Source organism: Streptomyces lushanensis, from assembly GCF_001700515.1.
Classification (GTDB): domain Bacteria; phylum Actinomycetota; class Actinomycetes; order Streptomycetales; family Streptomycetaceae; genus Streptomyces; species Streptomyces lushanensis.
The window spans coordinates 1-21,778 of sequence record NZ_MAUD01000045.1 but is presented as its reverse complement, the minus strand read 5'-3'; the positions used below and the strand labels follow the sequence as shown (position 1 = coordinate 21,778).

General features: G+C 70.5%; 23 protein-coding genes and 1 tRNA gene. 16 read left to right on the top strand and 8 right to left on the bottom strand.

All coding sequences use genetic code 11. From position 1 onward, the window contains the following. Positions 1 to 550, bottom strand: a 550-nt coding sequence (locus BFF77_RS04010) for an NAD(P)H-binding protein (RefSeq protein WP_169922606.1), incomplete at its 3' end; no start/stop codon positions are given. A 137-nt stretch (positions 551 to 687) separates the two neighbouring features. On the opposite strand from BFF77_RS04010, the gene BFF77_RS04005 reads away from it, so the two are divergent. Beyond that, on the top strand, positions 688 to 1,059 hold the full coding sequence (locus tag BFF77_RS04005; protein ID WP_079124812.1) for a winged helix-turn-helix transcriptional regulator: 372 nt from the start codon (positions 688 to 690) through the stop codon (positions 1,057 to 1,059). 66 nt (positions 1,060 to 1,125) lie between these two features. Here BFF77_RS04005 and BFF77_RS04000 read toward each other — a convergent pair whose 3' ends face one another. The 4 genes from BFF77_RS04000 to BFF77_RS03985 form a co-directional block, all read right to left on the bottom strand. Next, complete coding sequence (locus BFF77_RS04000) at positions 1,126 to 2,184, bottom strand: 2-oxoacid:ferredoxin oxidoreductase subunit beta (RefSeq protein ID WP_066943827.1); 1,059 nt, start codon at positions 2,182 to 2,184, stop codon at positions 1,126 to 1,128. Further along, complete coding sequence (locus BFF77_RS03995; protein WP_066943825.1) at positions 2,177 to 4,156, bottom strand: 2-oxoacid:acceptor oxidoreductase subunit alpha; 1,980 nt, start codon at positions 4,154 to 4,156, stop codon at positions 2,177 to 2,179. Before BFF77_RS03995 ends, BFF77_RS04000 begins: the two co-directional genes overlap by 8 nt. Before the next feature lie 304 nt (positions 4,157 to 4,460). Beyond that, on the bottom strand, positions 4,461 to 5,120 hold the full coding sequence (locus tag BFF77_RS03990; protein ID WP_281196244.1) for a response regulator transcription factor: 660 nt from the start codon (positions 5,118 to 5,120) through the stop codon (positions 4,461 to 4,463). Positions 5,121 to 5,456: 336 nt separating this feature from the next. Beyond that, on the bottom strand, positions 5,457 to 6,626 hold the full coding sequence (locus BFF77_RS03985) for a sensor histidine kinase (protein ID WP_066943823.1): 1,170 nt from the start codon (positions 6,624 to 6,626) through the stop codon (positions 5,457 to 5,459). Between the two features lie 176 nt (positions 6,627 to 6,802). On the opposite strand from BFF77_RS03985, the gene BFF77_RS03980 reads away from it, so the two are divergent. From BFF77_RS03980 to BFF77_RS03915, 14 genes are all read left to right on the top strand, one after another. Beyond that, positions 6,803 to 7,195 carry an NADH-quinone oxidoreductase subunit A gene (locus BFF77_RS03980; protein ID WP_066943821.1) on the top strand — a complete coding sequence of 131 codons (393 nt, stop codon included), beginning with the start codon at positions 6,803 to 6,805 and terminating at the stop codon, positions 7,193 to 7,195. Further along, on the top strand, positions 7,186 to 7,839 hold the full coding sequence (locus BFF77_RS03975; protein ID WP_066943819.1) for an NADH-quinone oxidoreductase subunit B: 654 nt from the start codon (positions 7,186 to 7,188) through the stop codon (positions 7,837 to 7,839). Before BFF77_RS03980 ends, BFF77_RS03975 begins: the two co-directional genes overlap by 10 nt. After that, positions 7,836 to 8,894 carry an NADH-quinone oxidoreductase subunit C gene (locus BFF77_RS03970; protein WP_245703184.1) on the top strand — a complete coding sequence of 353 codons (1,059 nt, stop codon included), beginning with the start codon at positions 7,836 to 7,838 and terminating at the stop codon, positions 8,892 to 8,894. Before BFF77_RS03975 ends, BFF77_RS03970 begins: the two co-directional genes overlap by 4 nt. Next, the gene (locus BFF77_RS03965) at positions 8,891 to 9,859 is read left to right on the top strand and encodes a complex I subunit 1/NuoH family protein (RefSeq protein WP_066943817.1); all 969 of its coding nucleotides are present in this window, start codon (positions 8,891 to 8,893) and stop codon (positions 9,857 to 9,859) included. The genes BFF77_RS03970 and BFF77_RS03965 overlap by 4 nt, the downstream gene beginning before the upstream one ends. Beyond that, positions 9,859 to 10,479, top strand: a complete 621-nt coding sequence (locus BFF77_RS03960) for a NuoI/complex I 23 kDa subunit family protein (RefSeq protein ID WP_066943815.1) — start codon at positions 9,859 to 9,861, stop codon at positions 10,477 to 10,479. The genes BFF77_RS03965 and BFF77_RS03960 overlap by 1 nt, the downstream gene beginning before the upstream one ends. Further along, positions 10,476 to 11,087, top strand: a complete 612-nt coding sequence (locus BFF77_RS03955) for an NADH-quinone oxidoreductase subunit J family protein (RefSeq protein ID WP_066943813.1) — start codon at positions 10,476 to 10,478, stop codon at positions 11,085 to 11,087. The genes BFF77_RS03960 and BFF77_RS03955 overlap by 4 nt, the downstream gene beginning before the upstream one ends. Further along, on the top strand, positions 11,087 to 11,437 hold the full coding sequence (nuoK, locus tag BFF77_RS03950) for an NADH-quinone oxidoreductase subunit NuoK (RefSeq protein ID WP_066943810.1): 351 nt from the start codon (positions 11,087 to 11,089) through the stop codon (positions 11,435 to 11,437). The genes BFF77_RS03955 and nuoK overlap by 1 nt, the downstream gene beginning before the upstream one ends. Next, entirely contained in the window at positions 11,434 to 13,440 is a 2,007-nt protein-coding gene (locus BFF77_RS03945) for an NADH-quinone oxidoreductase subunit 5 family protein (RefSeq protein ID WP_066943808.1), read from the top strand. Before nuoK ends, BFF77_RS03945 begins: the two co-directional genes overlap by 4 nt. Before the next feature lie 3 nt (positions 13,441 to 13,443). Further along, on the top strand, positions 13,444 to 15,033 hold the full coding sequence (locus BFF77_RS03940) for a complex I subunit 4 family protein (RefSeq protein ID WP_066943806.1): 1,590 nt from the start codon (positions 13,444 to 13,446) through the stop codon (positions 15,031 to 15,033). Continuing rightward, the gene (locus BFF77_RS03935) at positions 15,030 to 16,655 is read left to right on the top strand and encodes an NADH-quinone oxidoreductase subunit N (protein WP_066943804.1); all 1,626 of its coding nucleotides are present in this window, start codon (positions 15,030 to 15,032) and stop codon (positions 16,653 to 16,655) included. Before BFF77_RS03940 ends, BFF77_RS03935 begins: the two co-directional genes overlap by 4 nt. Positions 16,656 to 16,910: 255 nt before the next feature. Continuing rightward, the gene (gene htpX, locus BFF77_RS03930; RefSeq protein WP_066943802.1) at positions 16,911 to 17,774 is read left to right on the top strand and encodes a zinc metalloprotease HtpX; all 864 of its coding nucleotides are present in this window, start codon (positions 16,911 to 16,913) and stop codon (positions 17,772 to 17,774) included. After that, positions 17,771 to 18,163 carry a YccF domain-containing protein gene (locus tag BFF77_RS03925; RefSeq protein WP_066943800.1) on the top strand — a complete coding sequence of 131 codons (393 nt, stop codon included), beginning with the start codon at positions 17,771 to 17,773 and terminating at the stop codon, positions 18,161 to 18,163. The genes htpX and BFF77_RS03925 overlap by 4 nt, the downstream gene beginning before the upstream one ends. Before the next feature lie 138 nt (positions 18,164 to 18,301). Further along, complete coding sequence (locus BFF77_RS03920; RefSeq protein WP_066943798.1) at positions 18,302 to 18,910, top strand: SMI1/KNR4 family protein; 609 nt, start codon at positions 18,302 to 18,304, stop codon at positions 18,908 to 18,910. A 187-nt stretch (positions 18,911 to 19,097) separates the two neighbouring features. Further along, entirely contained in the window at positions 19,098 to 19,367 is a 270-nt protein-coding gene (locus tag BFF77_RS03915; RefSeq protein ID WP_066943796.1) for a GlsB/YeaQ/YmgE family stress response membrane protein, read from the top strand. 67 nt (positions 19,368 to 19,434) lie between these two features. On the opposite strand, the gene BFF77_RS03910 is transcribed toward BFF77_RS03915, so the two are convergent. From BFF77_RS03910 to BFF77_RS03900, 3 genes are all read right to left on the bottom strand, one after another. Continuing rightward, positions 19,435 to 20,106, bottom strand: coding sequence for an alpha-ketoglutarate-dependent dioxygenase AlkB family protein (locus tag BFF77_RS03910; protein ID WP_066943794.1), 672 nt, complete (start codon positions 20,104 to 20,106; stop codon positions 19,435 to 19,437). Beyond that, positions 20,103 to 20,606 (bottom strand): methylated-DNA--[protein]-cysteine S-methyltransferase, encoded by a 504-nt coding sequence (locus BFF77_RS03905; protein WP_066943831.1) that lies wholly within the window; start codon positions 20,604 to 20,606, stop codon positions 20,103 to 20,105. Before BFF77_RS03905 ends, BFF77_RS03910 begins: the two co-directional genes overlap by 4 nt. A 285-nt stretch (positions 20,607 to 20,891) precedes the next feature. Then, positions 20,892 to 21,380 carry a YajQ family cyclic di-GMP-binding protein gene (locus BFF77_RS03900; RefSeq protein ID WP_066943792.1) on the bottom strand — a complete coding sequence of 163 codons (489 nt, stop codon included), beginning with the start codon at positions 21,378 to 21,380 and terminating at the stop codon, positions 20,892 to 20,894. 241 nt (positions 21,381 to 21,621) lie between these two features. Here BFF77_RS03900 and BFF77_RS03895 point away from each other — a divergent pair. After that, a tRNA-Tyr gene (locus BFF77_RS03895) sits at positions 21,622 to 21,703 on the top strand. Positions 21,704 to 21,778: the final 75 nt, after the last annotated feature.

Below are 21,778 nucleotides of genomic sequence, written 5' to 3'. Positions count from 1 at the left end.
GCACGGCCGCCGCGGCGGCCGCGTAGTCCGCGCGGGACGCGGTGGCCGTCCGGCCCTCGCCCGCGTTGGCGACGACGGTGCCGTGCTCCAGTACGGGAGCCAGGTTCTCGGTGTAGACCTCGGTGTAGAAGCCGTTGCGCAGGAAGGTGTAGGGCAGGCCCGACGCGAGGATGAGCCGCTCGGTCTCCTTGTGGTCGTCCGCCAGGTCGAAGTCGGCCTCCTGTCCGCCCAGCGCGCCGGTGTACGCGAGCTGGGCCACGCCCGCCGCCCGCGCCGCCTCGATGACGGCGGTGTGCTGCGGGACGCGCCTGCCGGGCTCGCTCCCGGAGATCAGCAGCGCCCGGTCGCCCGCGCGGAACGCGCCCGCCAGGGTCTCGGGGCGGTCGTAGTCGGCGAGGCGCAGCTCGACACCGCGCGCCACCAGGGCCGCCGCCTTCTCCTCGCTCCGCGCGACGGCCGCGATGCCGTCGGCCGGGACATCCGCGGCGAGCAGGGACTCGACGACGAGCCGGCCGAGATGTCCGGTGGCTCCGGTGACAACGATGCTCATGGGTGATTTCTCCAGTTCGTGCGGTTTCGTAGCGCTCTGGTGCTCACCCTATGGGCTGCACTAACCAAGTGAAAGTACCCACTTTGAAGTAAGGTACCGATGTGACCGTAAGCAGCGCGCCGGACGTCAACCGGCAGATGTGTCCCTCCCGGCTGGTCCTGGAGCACGTCACGAGCCGCTGGGGCGTGCTCGTGCTGGCCGCCCTGCTGGAGCGCCCTTACCGCTTCAGCGAGCTGCGGCGCGAGGTCGGCGGCGTCAGCGAGAAGATGCTCACGCAGACGCTCAGGACCCTGGCGCGCGACGGCTTCGTCCATCGCGACGCCCGGCCCGTCATTCCGCCGCGCGTGGACTACACGCTGACCGATCTGGGCAGGGAGGCCGCCGAGCAGGTCTGGGGGCTGGCCCGCTGGACCGAACGGCGGCTGGACGAGGTGTTCCTGGCCCGTGAGGAATACGACAGGGCCCGGGCTTCCGAGACACCCGACAAGGGCCGGGCGTCCGAGGCGTAGGACAAGGCCCGGACCTCCTAGGAGGTCCGGGCCTCACCCGGCGTACGGCTGCTCGGCCGGCGCGGCTCAGCCGACGACGGTCCAGGTGTCGCCGCCCGCGAGCACCTTGGACAGGTCGCCCTTGCCCTGCTGTTCGACGGCCCGGTCGAGCTGGTCCGACATCAAGGTGTCGTAGACCGGCCGCTCGACACTGCGCAGCACCCCGATCGGCGTGTGGTGCAGGGTGTCCGGGTCCGCGAGGCGCGACAGCGCGAACGCCGTGGTGGGGCTGGCCGCGTGCGCGTCATGGACGAGGATCCGCGACTCGTTCTCCGGTGTGACGGGCACGACCTGGAGATCGCCGGTCGCCGGGTCCCTGACCACACCCTTGGAGCCTTCGGCGCCGAAGCGGATCGGCTGCCCGTGCTCCAGCCGGATCACGGCCTCTTCCGCCTGCTGCTTGTCCTTCAGCACGTCGAAGGCGCCGTCGTTGAAGATGTTGCAGTTCTGATAGATCTCCACCAGCGCCGTGCCCGGGTGGTCGGCGGCCTGCCGCAGCACCTCGGTGAGGTGCTTGCGGTCGGAGTCGACCGTACGGGCCACGAAGGACGCCTCTGCGCCGATCGCCAGCGACACCGGGTTGAAGGGCGCGTCGAGCGAGCCCATCGGCGTCGACTTGGTGATCTTCCCGAGCTCGGAGGTGGGTGAGTACTGGCCCTTGGTCAGCCCGTAGATCCGGTTGTTGAACAGCAGGATCTTGAGATTGACGTTCCGGCGCAGCGCGTGGATCAGATGGTTGCCGCCGATGGAGAGCGCGTCACCGTCGCCCGTGACGACCCAGACCGACAGATCGCGGCGCGAGGTGGCCAGACCGGTGGCGATCGCCGGGGCGCGGCCGTGGATGGAATGCATCCCGTACGTATTCATGTAGTACGGGAAGCGGGAGGAGCAGCCGATGCCGGAGACGAAGACGATGTTCTCCTTGGCCAGGCCCAGTTCGGGCATGAAGCCCTGGACCGCGGCCAGCACCGCGTAGTCACCGCAGCCCGGGCACCAGCGGACCTCCTGGTCCGACTTGAAGTCCTTCATGGACTGCTTGGCCGCGGCCTTGGGGACCAGCGTCAGCAGCTCGTTCGCATCAGACATCGGTGGCCTCCTTGAGAGCCGTGGCGAGCTGCTCGGCCTTGAACGGCATGCCGTTGACCTGGTTGTACGAGTGCGCGTCCACCAGATACCTCGCCCGCAGCAGGGTGGCGAGCTGCCCCAGGTTCATCTCCGGCACCACGACCTTGTCGTAACGCCCGAGGATCTCCCCGAGGTTGCGCGGGAAGGGATTGACATGACGCAGATGGGCCTGGGCGATGGGTGTTCCGCCTCTGCGCAGCCGGCGGACGGCGGCGGTGATCGGGCCGTAGGTGGAGCCCCAGCCCAGCACCAGGGTACGGGCGCCGTCCGGATCGTCGACGGTCAGATCGGGCACCTTGATACCGTCGATCTTGGCCTGGCGGGTGCGCACCATGAAGTCGTGATTGGCCGGATCGTACGAGATGTTGCCCGTGCCGTCCTGCTTCTCGATCCCGCCGATGCGGTGTTCGAGACCGGGGGTGCCGGGCACCGCCCAGGGGCGGGCCAGGGTCTGCGGATCGCGCTTGTACGGCCAGAACACCTCGGTGCCGTCGGCCAGTTCGTGGTTCGGTCCGGTCGCGAACCGCACCCGCAGATCGGGGAGTTCCTCGGTCTCGGGGATCCGCCAGGGCTCGGAGCCGTTGGCCAGATAGCCGTCGGAGAGCAGGAAGACCGGCGTGCGGTAGGTCAGCGCGATCCTGGCCGCTTCGAGCGCGGCGTCGAAGCAGTCCGCCGGTGTCCGCGGCGCGATCACCGGCACCGGCGCCTCGCCGTTGCGCCCGTACATCGCCTGGAGCAGATCCGCCTGCTCCGTCTTGGTCGGCAGCCCGGTGGAGGGACCGCCCCGCTGGATGGCGACGACCAGCAGCGGCAGCTCCAGCGAGACCGCGAGCCCGATCGTCTCCGACTTGAGCGCCACCCCGGGGCCCGAGGTGGTGGTGACGCCGAGGGAGCCCCCGAAGGAGGCGCCGAGCGCGGCGCCGATGGCGGCGATCTCGTCCTCGGCCTGGAAGGTCCGAACGCCGAAGTTCTTGTGGCGGGAGAGCTCGTGCAGGATGTCCGAGGCCGGGGTGATCGGGTACGAGCCCAGGTAGAGCGGCAGCTCCGCCTGGTGGGAGGCGGCGATCAGCCCGTACGACAGGGCCAGATTCCCGGAGATGTTGCGGTACGTGCCGGCCGGGAACGCGGAGTCGGCCGGCGCGACCTCGTAGCTGACCGCGAAGTCCTCGGTGGTCTCGCCGAAGTTCCAGCCGGCGCGGAACGCGGCCACGTTCGCCTCGGCGATCTGCGGTTTCTTGGCGAACTTGGTGCGCAGGAACCGCTCGGTGCCCTCGGTCGGCCGGTGGTACATCCACGACAGCAGTCCGAGCGCGAACATGTTCTTCGAGCGCTCGGCCTCCTTGCGGGAGAGCCCGAACTCCTTGAGCGCCTCGATCGTCAGTGTCGTCAGCGGCACCGGGTGGACCTGGTAGCCGTCGAGCGAGCCGTCCTCCAGCGGCGAGGTCAGATAGCCGACCTTGGCCATCGGGCGCTTGGTGAACTCATCGGTGTTCACGATGATTTCCGCGCCTCGCGGCACATCGCCGATGTTCGCCTTGAGGGCCGCGGGGTTCATGGCGACCAGTACGTTCGGCGCGTCGCCCGGCGTGAGGATGTCGTGGTCGGCGAAGTGGAGCTGGAACGAGGAGACACCCGGGAGGGTCCCGGCGGGCGCGCGGATCTCGGCAGGGAAGTTCGGCAGCGTCGACAGGTCGTTCCCGAACGACGCCGTCTCCGAGGTGAAGCGGTCACCCGTGAGCTGCATCCCGTCCCCGGAGTCGCCCGCGAAGCGGATGATGACCCGGTCCAGACGGCGGACCTGCTTCTCGCCCGCGCCCTCCCGGCCCTCGTCCCCGGACAGAGAGGCGCGCCGCTCACCGACGGCGCGCGGACTCCTGCCCGTGTCGTCGGCCTCATCGGCGTGCTCTGCTGGGCTACTGACCTGGCTGGTCACTGAACTGGACCTCCCTCGAGGCGGCGGCTCGGGACCGGCCGGCCGCCCGGCGGTCCCGGAGACCACCCTACGTCGGTAAGGGTCGCCTTCCCTTGACCGATCGTATGATGGACGCCGGGCTGAGATGGGTCGGCGTACCGGTTTGTCATGGTTTGCCCGCCCCCGAATTCTTCCTTGCCTTCGCTCGGCTCTCATCCTTTGGTACTAAGTCCTGCCCGGGGCCGCCGTGCCGCCGCACATCTGACGGAGTGTCGGCGGAGGCGTGCGAGCCCGGTCCCCCGGGCCCGCGGTCGGTTGCTCGGGGTCAGTTCCTCAGATAGGTCAGCACGGCCAGGACCCTGCGGTGATCCCCGTCACTCGGGGAGAGCCCGAGCTTCTGGAAGATATTGCTGACGTGCTTCTCCACCGCGCCGTCGCTCACGACGAGCTGCTTGGCGATCGCCGAGTTCGTCCGCCCCTCGGCCATCAGACCGAGGACCTCCCGTTCGCGGGGAGTCAGCCCGGCCAGGACGTCCTGCTTCCTGCTCCGGCCCAGAAGCTGGGCCACCACCTCCGGGTCCAGCGCGGTGCCGCCCCTGGCCACCCGTACGACGGCGTCGACGAACTCGCGGACCTCCGCCACCCGGTCCTTGAGCAGATAGCCCACGCCCCGGCTGCTGCCGGCCAGCAGCTCGGTCGCGTACTGCTCCTCGACGTACTGCGAGAGCACCAGCACGCCTATCCCCGGGTGCTCCCGGCGCAGCCGCACCGCCGCCCGCACGCCCTCGTCGGTGTGGGTCGGCGGCATCCGCACGTCCGCGACCACCACATCCGGCAGGGCGTCCTGGTCCGCCAGCTCGCCCACGGTCTTGATCAGCGCTTCTCCGTCACCGACGCCGGCGACCACATCGTGCCCGCGGTCGGTCAGCAGCCGGGTCAGGCCCTCCCGGAGCAGCACCGAGTCCTCGGCGATGACCACCCGCACCCTGTCCTCCACGACCTTGTAGCCCCCACTGTCGAAGTCCGTCACCGTCGGCTGTCACCGCCGACTCCGGCCGGACCCGCTCGGCCCGGTACGCGTCCCAGCATCGCAGTATTCGGACCGGTCCGCGCCTGCCTGTGGAAAACCGGACAGCCCCGTGCGAATGCCTCCCGGGGAGGTCACCCGGGAGGCATCGCTCCGTATGCGGAAATACCGCTCCGTACGCAGGGCCAGGGCTGCCCGATGCAGGGGCATGGCTGCCCGCGCCCGTGCCCGGACCCGTACCTGTGCGGGCACTCGCCCGTACCCGTCCCGTACCCGCGTCCGCACCCGTGGCTCTCACCCGCGCCAGGGCAGCTCCGCCGTCACCGTGGTCGGGCCCCCGGCCGGGGACTCGATGACCAGGATCCCGTCCACCGCGTCCAGCCGCTCCGCCAGTCCAGCCAGCCCGCTGCCCGCCGAGGTGTCCGCGCCGCCCCGGCCGTCGTCGGTGACCTGGAGCATCAGCCGGTCGTGCCTCTGCCACACATCGACCGTGGCCCGCCGGGCCCGCGCGTGCTTGCTGACGTTCTGGAGGAGTTCGGAGACGGTGAAGTACGCGATGCCCTCGATCGCGGCGGCCGGCCGGGAAGGCAGGTCGACGCTCACGTCCACCGGGACGGTGCAGCGGGAGGCGATGGCGGAGAGGGCGGCGTCGAGTCCGCGGTCGGTGAGGACGGCGGGGTGGATGCCGCGTGCGAGGTCGCGTAGTTCTTGGAGGGCTGTTTTGACCTCGCCGTGTGCTTCGTCGACCATGCGTGCGGCTGCTTCGGGGTCTTCGGTGAGTTTTTCCTTGGCGAGGCCGAGGTCCATGGCGAGGGCTACGAGGCGGGCCTGGGCGCCGTCGTGGAGGTCGCGTTCGATTCTGCGCAGATCGGCGGCTGCTGTGTCCACGACCACACCACGGTCCGACTCCAGCTCCGCGATCCGCCGCTCCAGCTCGTCGGAGGGGGAGAGGAGCCCCCGCACCATGGCCCGGTCGACATTGGTGAGCCCGCGCGCCACATAGGGCAGGACCGGCCAGAGCACGAACAGACCCACCAGGGTGACGGTGAATGTCACCACGCCCCAGGGCAGCCGGATGAACTCGTACAGCACGGTGCGCCAGGCCACCGGATCCTTCAGCCCCGCCCACACCCAGCTCAGAAAGCCGTCGGGACGGCGCGCGCGCCGGCGCCCGAACAGAGGGCTCGGCTCGTCGATCCGTACACCCAGCAGCGCGCGCGCCCGCGCGCGCTCCGCGCGGCCGAGCAGCCGGGCGCCCGTGAGACCGGCGACGAGCCAGGGCAGACCGATCACCGTCACCGACAGTGCCGCACCGGTGGACACGGTGAACATCACATAGATGAATCCGGCCAGCGAGACCGGAAGGTTCGCGAGGAGATGCGCGATCTCCTTCCAGGTGTGCCGGTCGTACGCGAAGCGTGCGGCGGGCGGCCGGTCGTCGGGGAGGCTGTCGCTCACGGTCATGAGCCCTAGCCTGCACGGACGGGATGCCGGGCGCCATGGGGTAGCTGGGTGGGCTGAAGTAGGGATAACCCCACTGTCGGGACGCGGCTGCTTACCATCTCTTTAACAGGGCCTAGACTCCCGTCCGTACAGATCGTCGAAGAAACTGCTACGAGGTCAGGGAGCGAGGGGCGGACGTGTCGCGATCGACCGTTCTCGCGGCGGACTACTTCCAGAGCTATTCGGTGGTCGGCCTGCTCGCGGTCGTCGGTGTGCTGTTCGTCGCCGTGGCCTTCGGGGCGGGCCGGCTGCTGCGGCCGGTGGTGCCGACGCCGGAGAAGCTGCTCACATACGAATGCGGTGTCGATCCCGTGGGCGAGGGCTGGGCGCACACCCAGGTCCGCTACTACGTCTACGCGTTCCTGTATGTGATCTTCGCGGTCGACTCGATCTTCCTGTTCCCGTGGGCGACGATCTTCGCCGCGCCCGGATACGGCGCCACGACGCTGGTCGAGATGTTCATCTTCCTCGGCTTCCTGGCCGTGGGACTGCTCTACGCATGGAAGAAGGGCGTCCTGGAATGGACGTGACTCCCGCCGCCTCCGGCCCGCTCGCCGCCTCCGGAGCCGGTTCGCGGCCCCAGCCGCTGCCGGAGCCGCAGGTGCTGCCGGGGACGAGCCGTCTCGGCGTGCTCTCCCGGCTGGCGCCCCAGCCCATGAAGGTGATCCTCAACTGGGGCCGCCGCTACAGCCTCTGGGTCTTCAACTTCGGGCTCGCCTGCTGCGCGATCGAGTTCATCGCCGCTTCCATGTCCCGGCACGACTTCATCCGGCTCGGTGTGATCCCGTTCGCGCCAGGGCCGCGCCAGGCCGATCTGATGATCGTCTCGGGCACGGTCACGGACAAGATGGCGCCCGCCGTGAAGCGGCTGTACGAGCAGATGCCCGAGCCCAAGTACGTGATCTCCTTCGGCGCCTGTTCCAACTGCGGCGGCCCGTACTGGGACTCCTACTCCGTCACGAAGGGCGTCGACCAGGTCATCCCGGTCGATGTCTATGTACCGGGCTGCCCGCCTCGTCCCGAGGCGCTGCTCCAGGGCATTCTGAAGCTCCAGGAGAAGATCGCCCGCGAGTCGCTCGGCGAGCGCTATGCCTCGGGCGGCCGGCCCTCGGCCGCCGCGCTGCGCAGCGGGCTGGTCGCCGCGCCGCCGACACCGGGGGAGGGCGCCCGATGAACGAGCGGGACATGAGCGCGACCGGCGGGTCCGGCGGCGACAGCGGGTCCGGTGGGGACAGCGGGGACGGCGACGACCGGAACGGCGGCGGCACCCCGGCCTACGACCGGCTCCCGGAGGCGGTCGCCGAGATCTTCGGCGAGGAGGCCACGGCCGAGCGCGCGTACGACCTGCTGACGGTCGACGTTCCCGCCGCCTCCTGGACCGCCTCGCTCGAAACCGCCCGTGACCGGCTGGGCTGCACCTACTTCGACTGGCTGAGCGCCGTCGACGAGCCCGGTACGGGCTTCCGCGTCTGCGCCCATGTGGTCGCCCTGGGCGGCGGCACGGTCCGCCGGCTGCTGATCCGTACGACCGTTCCGCACGGGGCGGCCGTCCTGCCCACCGCCGTCGGTGTCTACGCGGGCGCGGGCTGGCACGAGCGGGAGACGCACGAGATGTTCGGTGTCTCCTTCACCGGCCACCCGAACCTCGTCCCTCTTCTGCTTCCCGAGACCTTCGAGGGCCATCCGCTGCGCAAGGACTTCGTCCTCGCGGCCCGGGTCGCCAAGGCCTGGCCCGGCGCGAAGGAGCCGGGGGAGTCGGACCACGGAGGACCCAAGCGGCGTCAGATGCTTCCGCCCGGCGTGCCCGACCCGAACGAGTGGGGCCCGCTCAAGGGCCAGCTCCCGCCTGCCCCGGCCCGTCCCGCGCGCGGCGCCCGCGCCGCCGGTGACCGTCCGGTGCGCCGTACGCGGAGCGCCTCGGAGGGCTCGGCGAGCAGCCCGGCCCGGCCCGAGGACGGCGGAGGTGAGCCGACGGGCGGTACGGAGGCGGCCCCGCCCCGGACACCTCCCCCGGCGCCGTCGGACGCGCCCTGGCACAAGCCGCGCCCGGCCTTCGACGACGGCGAGACGGCTCCCGGCGACGGGAACCCGCCGCCCGGGCGCCCGGAGCGCGCCGAACGCCCGGACAACGACGGCCCGGGCGGCGGCGGCCCCCGGGGCGACCGCCCGGACAGGAACGGCCCCCGGGGCGACGGCCCCGCGAGCGACCGCCCCGAAGGAGACGCGTGAACGACGTACTCGACGTCGCCCTCCGGCTGATCGCTGTCTTCGCCGTGTTCCTGGTCCTCCCGCTCGTCGTCGGGCAGGCCGAGCACAAGGTGATGGCCCATATGCAGGGCCGCCTCGGCCCCATGCACGCGGGCGGCTTCCACGGCTGGGCCCAACTCGTCGCCGACGGTGTGAAGTTCGCGCAGAAGGAGGATGTGGTCCCGGCCGACGCCGACCGCCGTATCTTCCAGCTCGCGCCGGCCGTCGCCCTCCTCCCGTATCTCCTCGTCCTGGTAGCGATCCCGATCGGCCCCGGCCGGGGCGCGGTCGGCCAGACCGTCGACGCGGGCGTCTTCTTCGTGCTCGCCGTGCTGGGCGTCGGAGTGCTCGGTTCGCTCATGGCGGGCTGGGCCTCGGCCAACAAGTTCTCCCTCCTCGGCGGACTGCGGACCGCCGCCCAGCTCCTCGCGTACGAACTGCCGATGCTGCTCGCCGTCGCATCGGTCGCGATGGCCGCGGGCACCGTCTCGATCCCCGGCATCCTCCATGCCTTCGAGTGGTGGTGGCTGCCCTGGCAGATCGTCGGCGCGCTGGTCTTCTTCGTCGCGGGCCTCGCCGAACTCCAGCGCCCTCCCTTCGACATGCCGGTCGCCGACTCCGAGATCATCTTCGGCGCGTACACCGAGTACACGGGTCTGCGCTTCGCGCTGTTCCTCCTCGCCGAATACGTGGGCATCGTCGTCCTCTGCGCCCTGACCACCGTCCTCTTCCTCGGCGGCTGGCACGGTCCGTACGGCGCCGACGGCCTCGGCTGGGTGTGGACGCTGCTCAAGGTGGCCGTGCTCGCCTTTGTCGTCATCTGGCTGCGGGTGAGCTATCCGCGGCTGCGTGAGGACCAGCTCCAGCGTCTCGCCTGGACCGTACTCATCCCGCTCGCCCTCGCGCAGATCGCGCTCACCGGCATCGTGAAGGTGGCGATCAACTGATGCCCCCGATTCCCGGCTCCGGCCTGGCCAAGGGCCTGGCCGTCACCCTGCGGACGATGACGAGGAAGTCCGTCACCGCGCAGTATCCGGAAGCCCAGCCCGAACTCCCGCCCCGCAGCCGGGGCGTGATCGCGCTGTTCGACGAGAACTGCACGGTCTGCATGCTCTGCGCCCGTGAGTGCCCCGACTGGTGCATCTACATCGACTCCCACAAGGAGACCGTCCCGGCCGCGGCTCCCGGAGGCCGCGAGCGCAGCCGGAACGTCCTCGACCGGTTCGCCATCGACTTCGCGCTCTGCATGTACTGCGGTATCTGCATCGAGGTCTGTCCTTTCGACGCGCTCTTCTGGTCACCGGAGTTCGAGTACGCGGAGACGGACATCCGGGAACTCACCCATGAGCGGGACCGGCTGCGCGAGTGGATGTGGACGGTGCCGGCGCCGCCCGCGCTCGACCCGGGCGCCGAGGAGCCCAAGGAGATCGCCGCGGCCCGCAAGACGGCCGAGAAGCTCGCAGCCGCACAGCGCAAGGAAGGCGAGCACCAGGGCCAGGACCGGGACGAGGGCCAGTCACGGGACCAGGGACCGGGCCCGGCGCCGGGGCAGGAGGCCGGCGAGTGAGCGTCGCAGCAACGGCGGCGAGTGCCACCGCGGCGGCCGGACCCGGCTTCCTGTCACCGAGCGGTGTCGAGATCGCCTTCCTTCTGGTCGGTCTGGTCACCTTCGGCGCCGCCCTGGTCACCGTCACCACCAGACAACTGGTGCACGCGGCCCTGTGGCTGGTCGTCACACTCGGCGGTCTGGCCGTCGAATACCTGCTCCTGACAGCGGAGTTCATCGCCTGGGTGCAGGTCCTCATCTATGTCGGTTCCGTCGTGGTCCTCCTTCTCTTCGGGCTGATGCTCACCAAGGCGCCCATCGGCCGCTCCCCGGACGCCGATTCGGGCAACCGCCCGGTCGCGTCGGCCGTGGCGGTCGCCGCCGCCGCTGCCCTGGTCTGGGTGGTCGTCGACGCCTTCCGTACCACCTGGATCGATCTGGGAGGACCGGCCCAGGGCTCCACCGAGGTGTCGGGTCGGTTCCTGTTCCGGAACTGGGTGCTGCCCTTCGAAGCGCTCTCCGTGCTTCTGCTGGCGGCCCTCGTCGGCGCGATCGTCCTGTCCCGCAAGAACGGCGCGGCGCGCGCGGACGGCAACGCCGCCGGCGGCAGCGGAAAGGAGCAGCGCTGATGCATCTCGTCTATCCCGCCGTGCTGTCGGCTCTCCTGTTCTGCACGGGGCTGTACGGGGTACTCGCCCGGCGCAACGCGATCCTCGTCCTGATGTCCGTCGAGCTGATGCTGAACGCCGTCAACCTCAATCTCGTCGCCTTCGACGTCTGGCTCCGCGACACGCTTCACACCGGCCAGGCGCTCACCCTCTTCGTCATCGCCGTCGCCGCCGCGGAGATCGGCATCGGCCTGGCGATCGTCCTGATGGTCCACCGCAACCGCGGCACCTCGGACGTGGACAGGCTCCGTGACACCGCCGAGCGGCAGGAACCCGACGCTCCGGCGCAGAAGGCCGAGGCCACCGCGTGACCACCACGACCCTCGCCGTCCTCGTCCCCCTTCTGCCCTTCCTCGGCGCCGTCGCGGGACTGCTCCTCGGCCGTACCTCACCCGGTTTCGTACGCCCGCTGGCCGTTCTGCCCACGCTGACGGCCGCCGGCCTCGCCGTCGTCGTGGCCGTGCGCCAGGGCGGTGGCTCCGGCGGCGGTACGGCGCCGCTGGAAGCCGCGACCCGGCTCACCCCGACCGGCTCGGTGCCCATCGATCTCGCTCTCTCCGTCGACGGCTTCGCCGCGCTGGTCGCCGTCCTCGTCGGCGTCGTCGCCTCCTGCGTGCAGATCTACTCGACCGGCTATCTGCGCGGAGACGCGCGCTATCCCTCGTACGCGGCCCTGGTCTCCCTCTTCACCTCCGCGATGCTGCTCGTCGTCTACTCCGGCGATCTGATGGTGCTGCTGGTGGGCTGGGAGATCATGGGCATCTGCTCGTACTTCCTGGTTGGCCACTACTGGGAGACCCCCGAGGCACGTGCCGCCTCCCTGAAGGCGTTCCTGGTCACCAAGCTCGGCGACGTCCCCTTCCTCTTCGGGCTGTTCGCGCTCGCCACCGACGCCGGTACGTTCCGGATCAGCGGCATCCTGGACACCGTCGCGAGCGGCGGACTGGACCATCCCACCCTTGTCGCGCTGCTGCTGCTCGCGGGAGTGGCGGGCAAGTCCGCCCAGTTCCCGCTGCACACCTGGCTGCCCGACGCGATGGCCGGCCCCACGCCCGTCTCCGCGCTGATCCACGCCGCGACGATGGTCGCCGCCGGTATCTACTTCGTGGCCCGGCTCCTGCCCGTCTTCGCCGCGTCGACGGCCGCCCTGGTGGTGCTGGCCGCGATCGCCGCGATCACCATGGTCGGTTCGGCGCTCGCCGCCCTCGCCCAGGACGACATCAAGCGGGTCCTCGCCTACTCGACCATCGGCCAACTCGGCTACATGTCGGGCGCCCTGGCCGTGGGCGACCGCGGCGCGGCCGTCTTCCACCTCCTCGCGCACGGTGTGTTCAAGGCCCTCCTCTTCCTGGGCGCCGGCGTGATCATCCACGCCGCCGGCACCAACTCCCTGGCCGCCATGTCCCGTATGAGCGGCCTGCCCAAGCGCATTCCGGACGCCTACTGGACGATGGCCGTCGCACTGCTCGCCCTCGCCGCGATCCCTCCCTTCGCGGGCTTCTTCTCCAAGGAGTCCGTCCTCGTGGCCGCCGAGCACGCCGCCTTCGGCGAGGCCGGCAACGCCTCGGGGGCCGCGGGCTGGACGGTGCTGATCGCCGGGCTGCTCACCGCCCTGCTCACCGCCGCCTACGCCACCCGGCTCTGGCTGCTGGCCTTCCGGGGGCGCGGCGCCGAAGCGCCCGACCACGGCCGCCAGCCGGTCGCCATGAACGCCGTCCTGTGGGTGCTGGCCGTCCCGTCCATCGGGCTCGGTCTGGCCGTCGGCTATCTCCCCGACTGGTTCGACGGACACACCCTCGCCCCGAACCTCACCACCTCCGTCCTCGGTACGGGCGTCGTGCTCGTCGGCGGTCTGGTCACCTACGCGTGCTGGCGGCACACCACCGCACTGGCCGCCCGTACCCCGATCGGTGCCGTCATCGCCCATCCCGATGCCGAGCCCGCCGTCGCGGAGGTGGAAGCCATGGAGATCCACACCCGTGTCTACGGCTCCATCGCCTCGGCCCCCGACCCGGCGGACCCCGGCCGGCTGCTGCTGGGACCGCTGCACCGCCACGCGGCGGTCGGCTTCCATCTGGACGCCGTCCACCACCGGCTGTTCGTGCGCCCCGTGCTGGCCGCCGCCCAACTGGTCCGCTTCCTCGACCGGGAGGTCGTGGACACCTACGTACGCGGAGCGGGCACCGGCACCCGCTGGCTCGGCGCCGCGGTACGCCGCGCCCAGACCGGCAATGTGCAGACCTATCTGAGCGCCCTGCTGGCCGGCTCCCTCGTCCTGGCGATCGCCGCCGTACTCGTCGCCGCCGGAGCGTGAGCCGTGATCGATATCAGTGAGTCCGTGATGCAGTTCCTTCTGGCGTTGATCGTCGCCGGACCGCTCGTCGGCGCGGTGGCGGCACTCCTGCCCGCCCCGCCCGGGCTGCGCGGCACGAGCCCCGACCAGGCCGTGCTGCGCCACGGTGTGACCGTGACCGGCGCGGTCCTCCTCGCCGCGATCGTCCTCGCCCTCGGCTTCGACCACGACCGCCCGTCGAGGATCCAGGCCACGACGGACATCAGCTGGATCGCGGCACTGGACGTGCGGATCCATCTCGGCATCGACGGCATCTCACTCCCCCTTCTGGTCCTGACGGCGCTGCTGACCTTCCTCTGCGCGCTCTACAGCTACTTCAAGCAGCCGAAGGGCGGCTCACCCAAGGCGTTCGTCGCCCTCCTGCTCCTTCTTGAGTCCGGCACGCTCGCGACCTTCGCCGTCCTCGATCTGATCCTCTTCTTCCTGGCCTTCGAGATGGTGCTGATCCCGATGTACTTCCTGATCGCCCGCTGGGGCGGATCGGAAGGAGTCACCGGCGGCAGGCAGGCCGCCGCCTGGAAGTTCATCCTCTACACGCTGCTCGGCTCCGTGGTCATGCTGCTCGGCCTGCTGCTCATCGGGCTCCGCGCAGGCACATTCGACATGGTGGCACTCGCCACTGACAACGGCCGTGGACTGAGTACATCCGTGCAGGTCATCGCCGTTCTCGCGATCGGTCTCGGGCTGGCCGTGAAGACTCCGATGTGGCCGCTGCACAGCTGGCTGCCGGACGCCCACACCGCCGCCCCGACCGTCGGATCCGTCCTTCTCGCCGGTGTGCTGCTCAAGATGGGCACATACGGTTTCGTCCGTATCATCCTGCCCGTCGCGCCGGACGGGATGCGGACCTTCGCGCCCTATCTCGCGGCGTTCGCCGTCGTCGGCATCATCTACGGATCCCTCGCCTGTCTGGCCCTCGCCAAGCAGGGCGCCGGCGGCGACCTCAAACGGCTGATCGCCTACTCCTCCGTCGGCCACATGGGCTTCGTCCTGCTCGGTATCGCGACCATGACACCGACGGGCGTCAACGGCGCGCTCTTCGCCAACATCGCCCACGGCCTGATCACCGGCCTGCTGTTCTTCCTGGTCGGAGCCGTCAAGGACCGGTACGGCACCGCCGATCTCGACACCCTCGCCGGGGCCACCGGCGCCGCGCTCTACGGCCGCGCCCCGCGCCTCGGCGCTCTGCTCGCCTTCGCGGTGGTCGCCTCCCTGGGGCTGCCCGGACTCGCCGGATTCTGGGGCGAGATGCTGGCGATGTTCGGCGCCTTCGATCCCGCCGACGGACTGAGCCGCCCGGCCTTCCTCACCTTCATGGCGATCGCGGGCTTCGGCACCCTGCTCACCGCCGCGTATCTGCTGGTCGTCGTACGGCGGGTCTGCATGGGCGCGCGGCCGCAGGAGGCGCCGCACCTGGCCGATGTCCAGACGTACGAGTTCGCCGCCTGGACTCCGCTCGTCGCCCTGACCGTGCTCGCCGGACTCTGGCCCGCGGTCCTCCTCGGTCTCACCGACCCGGCCGTGCAGCAGCTCCTCGCAGGAGGCAAGTCGTGACCGTGGCCGCCGAGAGCGCCGCCGGCGCCGCCAGCCTCGTCCAGTCGGTCGACTGGCTCGCGATCGCGCCCCCCACCATCACGGCGGTGGCCGCCCTGATCGTCCTGGTCGCCGATCTCTTCGTACCGGAGCACCGCAAGCCGCTCCTCGGCGTGCTCACGATCGCCGGTCTGGCCGCCGCCCTCGCCGTGCTCCTGCCACTGCGTCACGGTGACCGCTCGACGTTCTGCCTCCCCACCGACGCCACCGTGTGCAGCTACACCGCCGACCACTTCGCGCTGGTCGTCCAGTTCCTGGTGCTCGGCGGAGCGCTGCTCACCGCGCTGCTGACGCTCGGCGGCGGGACACGGAGACTTCCCGTGGGGGAGTACTGGTTCCTGCTGCTCTCCTCCGCGGCCGGTGCGGCCCTGCTGCCCGCCTCACGCGATCTCGCGACCCTGGTCGTCGCTCTGGAGGTCGCCTCCCTGCCCGCCTTCGCACTGGTCGGGCTGAGGCGGGGCGACCGGCTCTCCTCCGAGGCCGCGCTCAAGTTCTTCCTCTCCTCCGTCGTCGCGACGGCCGTGATGCTGCTGGGCGTCAGCTTCGTGTACGCCACGACCGGGACACTCCATCTCACCCGGATCGCCGCGCGGCTGGAGGCCGGCGTCCCGGGCCAACTCGCCACCCTGGCGCAGGCGGGCGTCGCCCTCACCCTCGTCGGGTTCGCGTTCAAGACGGCCGCGGCGCCGTTCCACTTCTGGGTTCCGGACACCTATGTGGGCGCGCCGCTGCCCATCGCCGCGTATCTCTCCGTCGTCGGCAAGGCGGTCGGCTTCTCGGGCCTCATCCTGGTCGCCGTCGTCGGCTTCCCTTCGTACGCGGACGTCTGGGGCCCCGTCCTGGCGGTGCTGGCCGCGCTCACCATGACCGTCGGCAATGTCGCGGCGCTGCGGCAGTCCGCCGCGCGCGCGAGGAGCGCGGTACGGCTGCTCGCCTGGTCCTCCGTCGGCCAGGCCGGCTATCTGCTGGTGCCGATCGCCGCCGCGGGCTACGCGGACGGACAGCCGAACGGCTCCGCCCCGCCGATCGGTTCCACCGTCGCGTACGCCCTGATGTACGCAGTCGTGAACCTCGGCGCCTTCGCCGTCGTGGCCCTGGTGGCCCGTACGAAACCACTGAACCGTCTCTCCGACTACCAGGGCCTCGCCGCCCGGCGGCCGGTCGTCGCCCTCGCGATGGCCTTCTTCCTGCTCTGCCTGGCCGGACTGCCCCCGGGCGTCATCGGGCTGTTCGCCAAGGTCACCGTCTTCTCGACGGCCGTGGACGCGGGACTCGGCTGGCTGGCCGTGGTCATGGCCGTCAATGTGGTGATCGCGCTGTACTACTACCTCCAATGGGCGGTGGTCCTCTTCCGTGCCCCGGAGGGAGCCGATGAGACCGCGGCCGACCGAGGCGGTGCCGTGGAGACCGGTGGACTCGTGGGACCCGGCGTGGCCGGCGAGCCGTCGGGGCCCGGGGAACTGGTCATACGCGAGGTCCCCGCGGCCCTCGCCGTGGCCATCGCCCTGACCGCAGCGGCCGGAGTCGCCCTCTCGGGAGCGCCGCAACTGGTGCTGCGCTTCGCCGGCACCAGCCTCTTCTGAGCCCACCGGGGCCCGCTCCGGGCCTCTCCCGGACCGCCGGGACCCCTCACCGGCACCACGGACTCCGTCGCGCACCACCACGCTCCCCTTCGGGCGCTCTTTCGCGCGCCCCCACCCGTACGGCGTACGCCCTCGGCCGGACGCGCCAGGGAACCCGTACCGCTCGCCTGGCGTTGACCTGTACGGAAGGGTCCACTGGAGAGTGGAGAAGCACCAGCAAAGGGTTCCCCTGCCGCACCACCTGGAGGGCGTACCGTGCACCGCCGGCACAACGGGCTGAGGACCGCCGTACTCCTCGGGGGACTGTCCGCACTCATCATCGGGATCGGCAGTATCTTCGGCCGTACGGGCCTGATCGTCGCGCTTGTCGTGGCCGTCGGGACCAACGCGTACGCCTACTGGAACAGTGACAAGCTGTCGCTGCGCGCCATGCGTGCCCGTCCCGTCAGCGAGTTCGAGGCGCCGCAGCTCTACCGCATCGTCCGGGAGCTGTCGACCGCCGCCCGCCAGCCCATGCCGCGGCTCTACATCTCACCGACCCAGGCGCCCAACGCCTTCGCCACCGGCCGCAATCCGCGCAACGCCGCCGTCTGCTGCACGGAGGGGATCCTCCAGATCCTGGACGAGCGGGAGCTGCGCGGTGTCCTCGGCCATGAGCTGAGCCACGTCTACAACCGGGACATCCTGATCGCCTCGGTCGCGGGCGCCCTCGCCTCGGTCGTGATGTTCCTGGTGAACTTCGCCTGGCTGATCCCCGTGGGCCGCTCCGACGACGATGACGGCCCCGGTATTTTCGGCTTTCTTCTGATCATGATCCTGGGGCCCCTGGCGGCCACGGTCATCCAGCTCGCGGTGAGCCGGTCGCGCGAGTACGAGGCGGATGCCTCGGGCGCGCAGATCACCGGTGACCCGCTCGCCCTGGCGAGCGCGCTGCGGAAGCTGGAGGCGGGTACGAGACAGCTCCCGCTGCCGCCCGAGCCGCGCATCGAGACCGCCAGCCACATGATGATCGCGAATCCCTTCCGGCCGGGACAGGGGTTCGCGAAACTGTTCTCGACGCATCCGCCGATGGCGGAGCGCATCGCCCGACTGGAACAGATGGCAGGTCGCCGACCATGAAGACAATCCTCAATGTCATTTGGCTCGTGCTGTGCGGCTTCTGGATGTGCCTCGGCTATCTGCTGGCAGGACTGCTTCTGTGCGTCACGGTCATCGGAATCCCGTTCGGCGTCGCCGCGTTCCGTATCGGCTTGTACGCGCTGTGGCCCTTCGGCCATATGGCGGTCGACCGCCCCGACGCGGGCGCGCCGTCGTTCGTCGGCAATGTCCTGTGGCTGATCCTCGCGGGCTGGTGGCTTGCCCTCGGCCATGTCTTCACCGGTGTCGCACTGTGCGTGACGATCATCGGAATCCCGCTGGGCTTCGCCAACTTCAAGCTGATCCCGATCTCGCTGATGCCGCTGGGCAAGGAGATCGTGCGCACCGACCAGCCGTTCGCGGCCCGCTGATCCCGGCGCGGGGACGGGCCGGGGCGAGGGCGGACGCGCGGGGCGCGGCCCGCGGGCAGCGGGCAGCGGGCAGCGGGCAGGACGTCAGGGGCGCGGGGCTCACGGCCGATTGTCAGTGCCGTGGTCCACCATGAACACATGACCGAGACCGAGCAGTTGCTGACGGCCGCAGTGGCCCATGTCGCCGCGTCCGCGCACCCGGGCAGCGCCCCGCTCCCCGCCCCCGCCACACGGGAGGCGGTGGCCCGTGCCGAGGCCGCCCTGGGCTTCTCCCTGCCGCCGCTGCTGGCCGGTCTCTATCTGCGGATAGCGGACGGCGGCTTCGGCCCCGGATACGGTCTGCTGTCCCTCGACGCGGCTGTCGCCGCGTATCTCGACGGGCGGGGAACGAACCGCGCGGGCGCGGAGGGCGAGGACGGCGCGGACGGGGACGGGGACAGCGCGGACGGCGGCTGGGGCTGGCCCGAGGGCGTCTTCCCGCTGGCCGACTGGGGCTGCGCGATGCTGGCCTGTGTCGACTGCCGCAGCGAGGACGAGCCGGTCCTGCTCTTCGAACCGAATCCCGGCACGGTCGACAGCGCCTGGTGGCTGGACTCGCCCGGTCTGGCGGCGTGGCTGGCCGGCTGGCTGGACGGCACGGCCTGGTTCGAGGACGAGGACAGTGACATGGATCTGCCGCCCTGGCCGGATTACCGCGCCCGCATAGCCGCGCCCGCGGGGGGCACAGTCCTCCCTGCGGGGGCGTAGCGCGCGACGCGCGCCACGGCAAAGGCGTGAGAAGGCTAGGGCCTTCCCGCACGCCGCCGCCGGGTCCGTGCGCGGTCGTGACCGCGACCGGAAGCCGCAACCGCGCGCCGCTTCCAGGACGTCCTCCCTGACGACGCACACAGGACCACACGTACGGGACGACAGGAACGAAAGGCAGGTTCAGGGCATGACCATCATCGGCTGGATCATTCTGGGGCTGCTGGCCGGAGCCGTCGCCAAGATCCTGCTCCCCGGCAGGGACCCCGGCGGGCTGATCGGCACGACCGTCATCGGTATCGCGGGGGCGTTCATCGGTGGCTGGATCTCGGCCCGCTGGCTCGACCACCCCATCAACGCGGACTTCTACGACGGTGCCACCTGGGCCGCCGCCATCGGCGGGGCGCTTGTACTGCTCGTCATATACCGGATCCTCTTCGGCCACTCACGGTCCCGCTGAGGCGGCCGGAAGCCGCGGCGCGCGACGCGGCCGGCCGGTAGGCAGCAGAGCCGGCGGCGACAGCGCCTCAGCCGGGGAGGCCCGTCTCGCGCAGGGTGATGTTCAGCCGCCCGCCGCGCATGCCCGTCGCCGGGTCGGCCGTTCCCGGGTACACCTTGGGCACGCCGTGATAGGCGAAGCGGGACGGTCCTCCGAAGACGAAGAGGTCGCCGGAGGAGAGTTCGACGTCCGTGTACGGCCGCCCCCGGTTCTCCGTACCGCCGAAGCGGAAGACACAGCGGTCGCCGACGCTCAGGGACACCACCGGAGCCTCGGACTTCTCGTCCTTGTCCTGATGCATCCCCATCCTGGCGTCGCCGTCGTAGAAGTTGATCAGCGCGGTGTCCGGTGTGTACGCCGCACCGGCCGCCGGATCGCCGTACGCCTCGGTGAGCGCCGCGCGTCCCAGCCGCAGCAGCCAGTCCGGGAACTCCGCGACCCGGGCGCCGTTCACATCCCCGGCGGTCCGGGTGTATCTGTACGGCTGCCAGTGCCAGCCGACACAGACCGTCTGCACGGACATGACACCGCCGTTCGGCAGGACCGTATGCCGGATCGGTACGGGCCCGCGCGCCCAGTCACGGCAGACGTCCACCAGCTCCCGCTGCCGTTCCTCCGGCAGCCAGTCGGGGACATGCACCGCCCCGGGCGCGATCTCCGCGCGCGGCCTGGGGGGCCTGGGGAAGAGTTCGCCGCTCATGAAACGAGCGCGCCCTCCAGCCCGAGGAGGCGCTCCTTGCGCTCCACCCCGGCGGCGTACCCGCGGAGCGCTCCGTCCGCTCCGATCACGCGGTGGCACGGCCGTACGACCAGCAGCGGGTTGCGGCCGATCGCCGTCCCCACCGCGCGCACCCCGGGCCCGGCAGAGCCGACCCGCGCGGCAATTTGTCCGTAGGTCGCGGTCGCGCCGTACGGAATGGCGTCCAGCGCCTGCCAGACGCGGCGCTGGAAGTCCGTGCCGCCGTCCACGTACTCCAGGTCGAAGTGCGTCAGCCCGCCCTCGAAGTACGCCCGGAGCTGCCCGGCGATCTCGCCGAACGCCTCGGGCGCCCGGACCCATCCGTCCCGGACGACAGCGCCACCCTTCTGCCCCGGCAGGGAGAGCGAGGCGAGCGCGACGCCCCCCTTCGCGGTGGCCGACTCCTCGCCGACCAGCAGCAGTTCACCCAGCGGGCTGTCCATCGTCGTGTACACGGTCATGCTCATCACTCGTTCCTCTCCGGAGCGCGTTCCGCTGTCTCCAGTGACGAGTCTCCGCCTCCACGGACATCAAAGCTGGCGGAAATCCGACACCACGTCCAGGACACCACTGACGGGACCAGGGTGCTCGTACACGAACCGCGGTGCGACGAGGAGGGCACAACGGGGGCCGCCGTCGAGTCGGGGCCCGGCTCGGCGTTGTGCCCCCGTTGTGCCCTGCTCAGCCGGTCCGACGGTGTCCGTGCGGGTCCTGACGGCGTCTGCGCAGGTCGGAGGTGGTGGGGGTCACCGGTAGTTCACGAACTGGAGGGCGAAGTCGAAGTCCTGCCCCTTCAGCAGCGCGATCACGGTCTGGAGGTCGTCGCGGCTCTTCGAGCTGACCCGCAGTTCATCGCCCTGCACCTGCGCCTTGATCCCCTTGGGACCCTGGTCACGGATGATCTTCGCGACCTTCTTGGCGTTGTCCTGGGAGATGCCCTCCTCGATCGTGGCGAAGATCTTGTACTCCTTGCCGGACAGCTGCGGCTCGCCGGCGTCCAGCGCCTTCAGCGAGATCCCGCGCTTGATCAGCTTGGACTGGAAGACGTCGAGGATCGCGTTGACCCGCTCCTCGGAGTTCGCCTCCATCAGGATCTTCTCGCCGGACCAGCCGATGGAGGCTCCGACGTTCTTGAAGTCGTAACGCTGAGAGATTTCCTTCGCGGCCTGGTTGAGGGCGTTGTCGACCTCCTGCCGCTCGACCTTCGAGACGATGTCGAAACTGGAGTCGGCCATGTCCTGTGGCTCCTTGTATCGGTACTCCCGGGGGCTGCCCGGGCAGCACATCGGGTGCTCGTCGCATGCTCGCAGCGCGGCCGGACACCGCCGGTCGCTCCCGTAAAGCCTAGTCACCCGCACCCGTCCCCAGCGCTGATCAATCCGGTGGCGGAGCACCCCCGGGCATCGGGTATCGTTTACGTCGTTGCCACGGAGCACCGCCCCACAGCGGCCCATCCGAACGGCAGCGACATCCCATGGCGGTGTGCCCGAGTGGCCAATGGGAGCGGACTGTAAATCCGTCGGCTTAGCCTACCCAGGTTCGAATCCTGGCGCCGCCACGCGATAAATGAGATGGCCCCTGATCTGCGGAAACGCAGGTCGGGGGCCATTCGCTTGGGGTGCGTGCACGCACC

Coding starts and splice junctions, on each gene's coding strand:
- BFF77_RS03970 (WP_245703184.1), top strand. CDS start 7,836: ATGAACGAGCGGGACATGAGCGCGACCGGCGGGTCCGGCGGCGACAGC.
- BFF77_RS03925 (WP_066943800.1), top strand. CDS start 17,771: ATGAAGACAATCCTCAATGTCATTTGGCTCGTGCTGTGCGGCTTCTGG.
- BFF77_RS03960 (WP_066943815.1), top strand. CDS start 9,859: ATGCCCCCGATTCCCGGCTCCGGCCTGGCCAAGGGCCTGGCCGTCACC.
- BFF77_RS04005 (WP_079124812.1), top strand. CDS start 688: ATGTGTCCCTCCCGGCTGGTCCTGGAGCACGTCACGAGCCGCTGGGGC.
- BFF77_RS03975 (WP_066943819.1), top strand. CDS start 7,186: ATGGACGTGACTCCCGCCGCCTCCGGCCCGCTCGCCGCCTCCGGAGCC.
- BFF77_RS04000 (WP_066943827.1), bottom strand. CDS start 2,184: ATGTCTGATGCGAACGAGCTGCTGACGCTGGTCCCCAAGGCCGCGGCC.
- BFF77_RS03900 (WP_066943792.1), bottom strand. CDS start 21,380: ATGGCCGACTCCAGTTTCGACATCGTCTCGAAGGTCGAGCGGCAGGAG.
- nuoK (WP_066943810.1), top strand. CDS start 11,087: ATGCATCTCGTCTATCCCGCCGTGCTGTCGGCTCTCCTGTTCTGCACG.
- BFF77_RS03920 (WP_066943798.1), top strand. CDS start 18,302: ATGACCGAGACCGAGCAGTTGCTGACGGCCGCAGTGGCCCATGTCGCC.
- BFF77_RS03910 (WP_066943794.1), bottom strand. CDS start 20,106: ATGAGCGGCGAACTCTTCCCCAGGCCCCCCAGGCCGCGCGCGGAGATC.
- BFF77_RS03905 (WP_066943831.1), bottom strand. CDS start 20,606: ATGACCGTGTACACGACGATGGACAGCCCGCTGGGTGAACTGCTGCTG.
- BFF77_RS03915 (WP_066943796.1), top strand. CDS start 19,098: ATGACCATCATCGGCTGGATCATTCTGGGGCTGCTGGCCGGAGCCGTC.
- BFF77_RS03985 (WP_066943823.1), bottom strand. CDS start 6,626: ATGACCGTGAGCGACAGCCTCCCCGACGACCGGCCGCCCGCCGCACGC.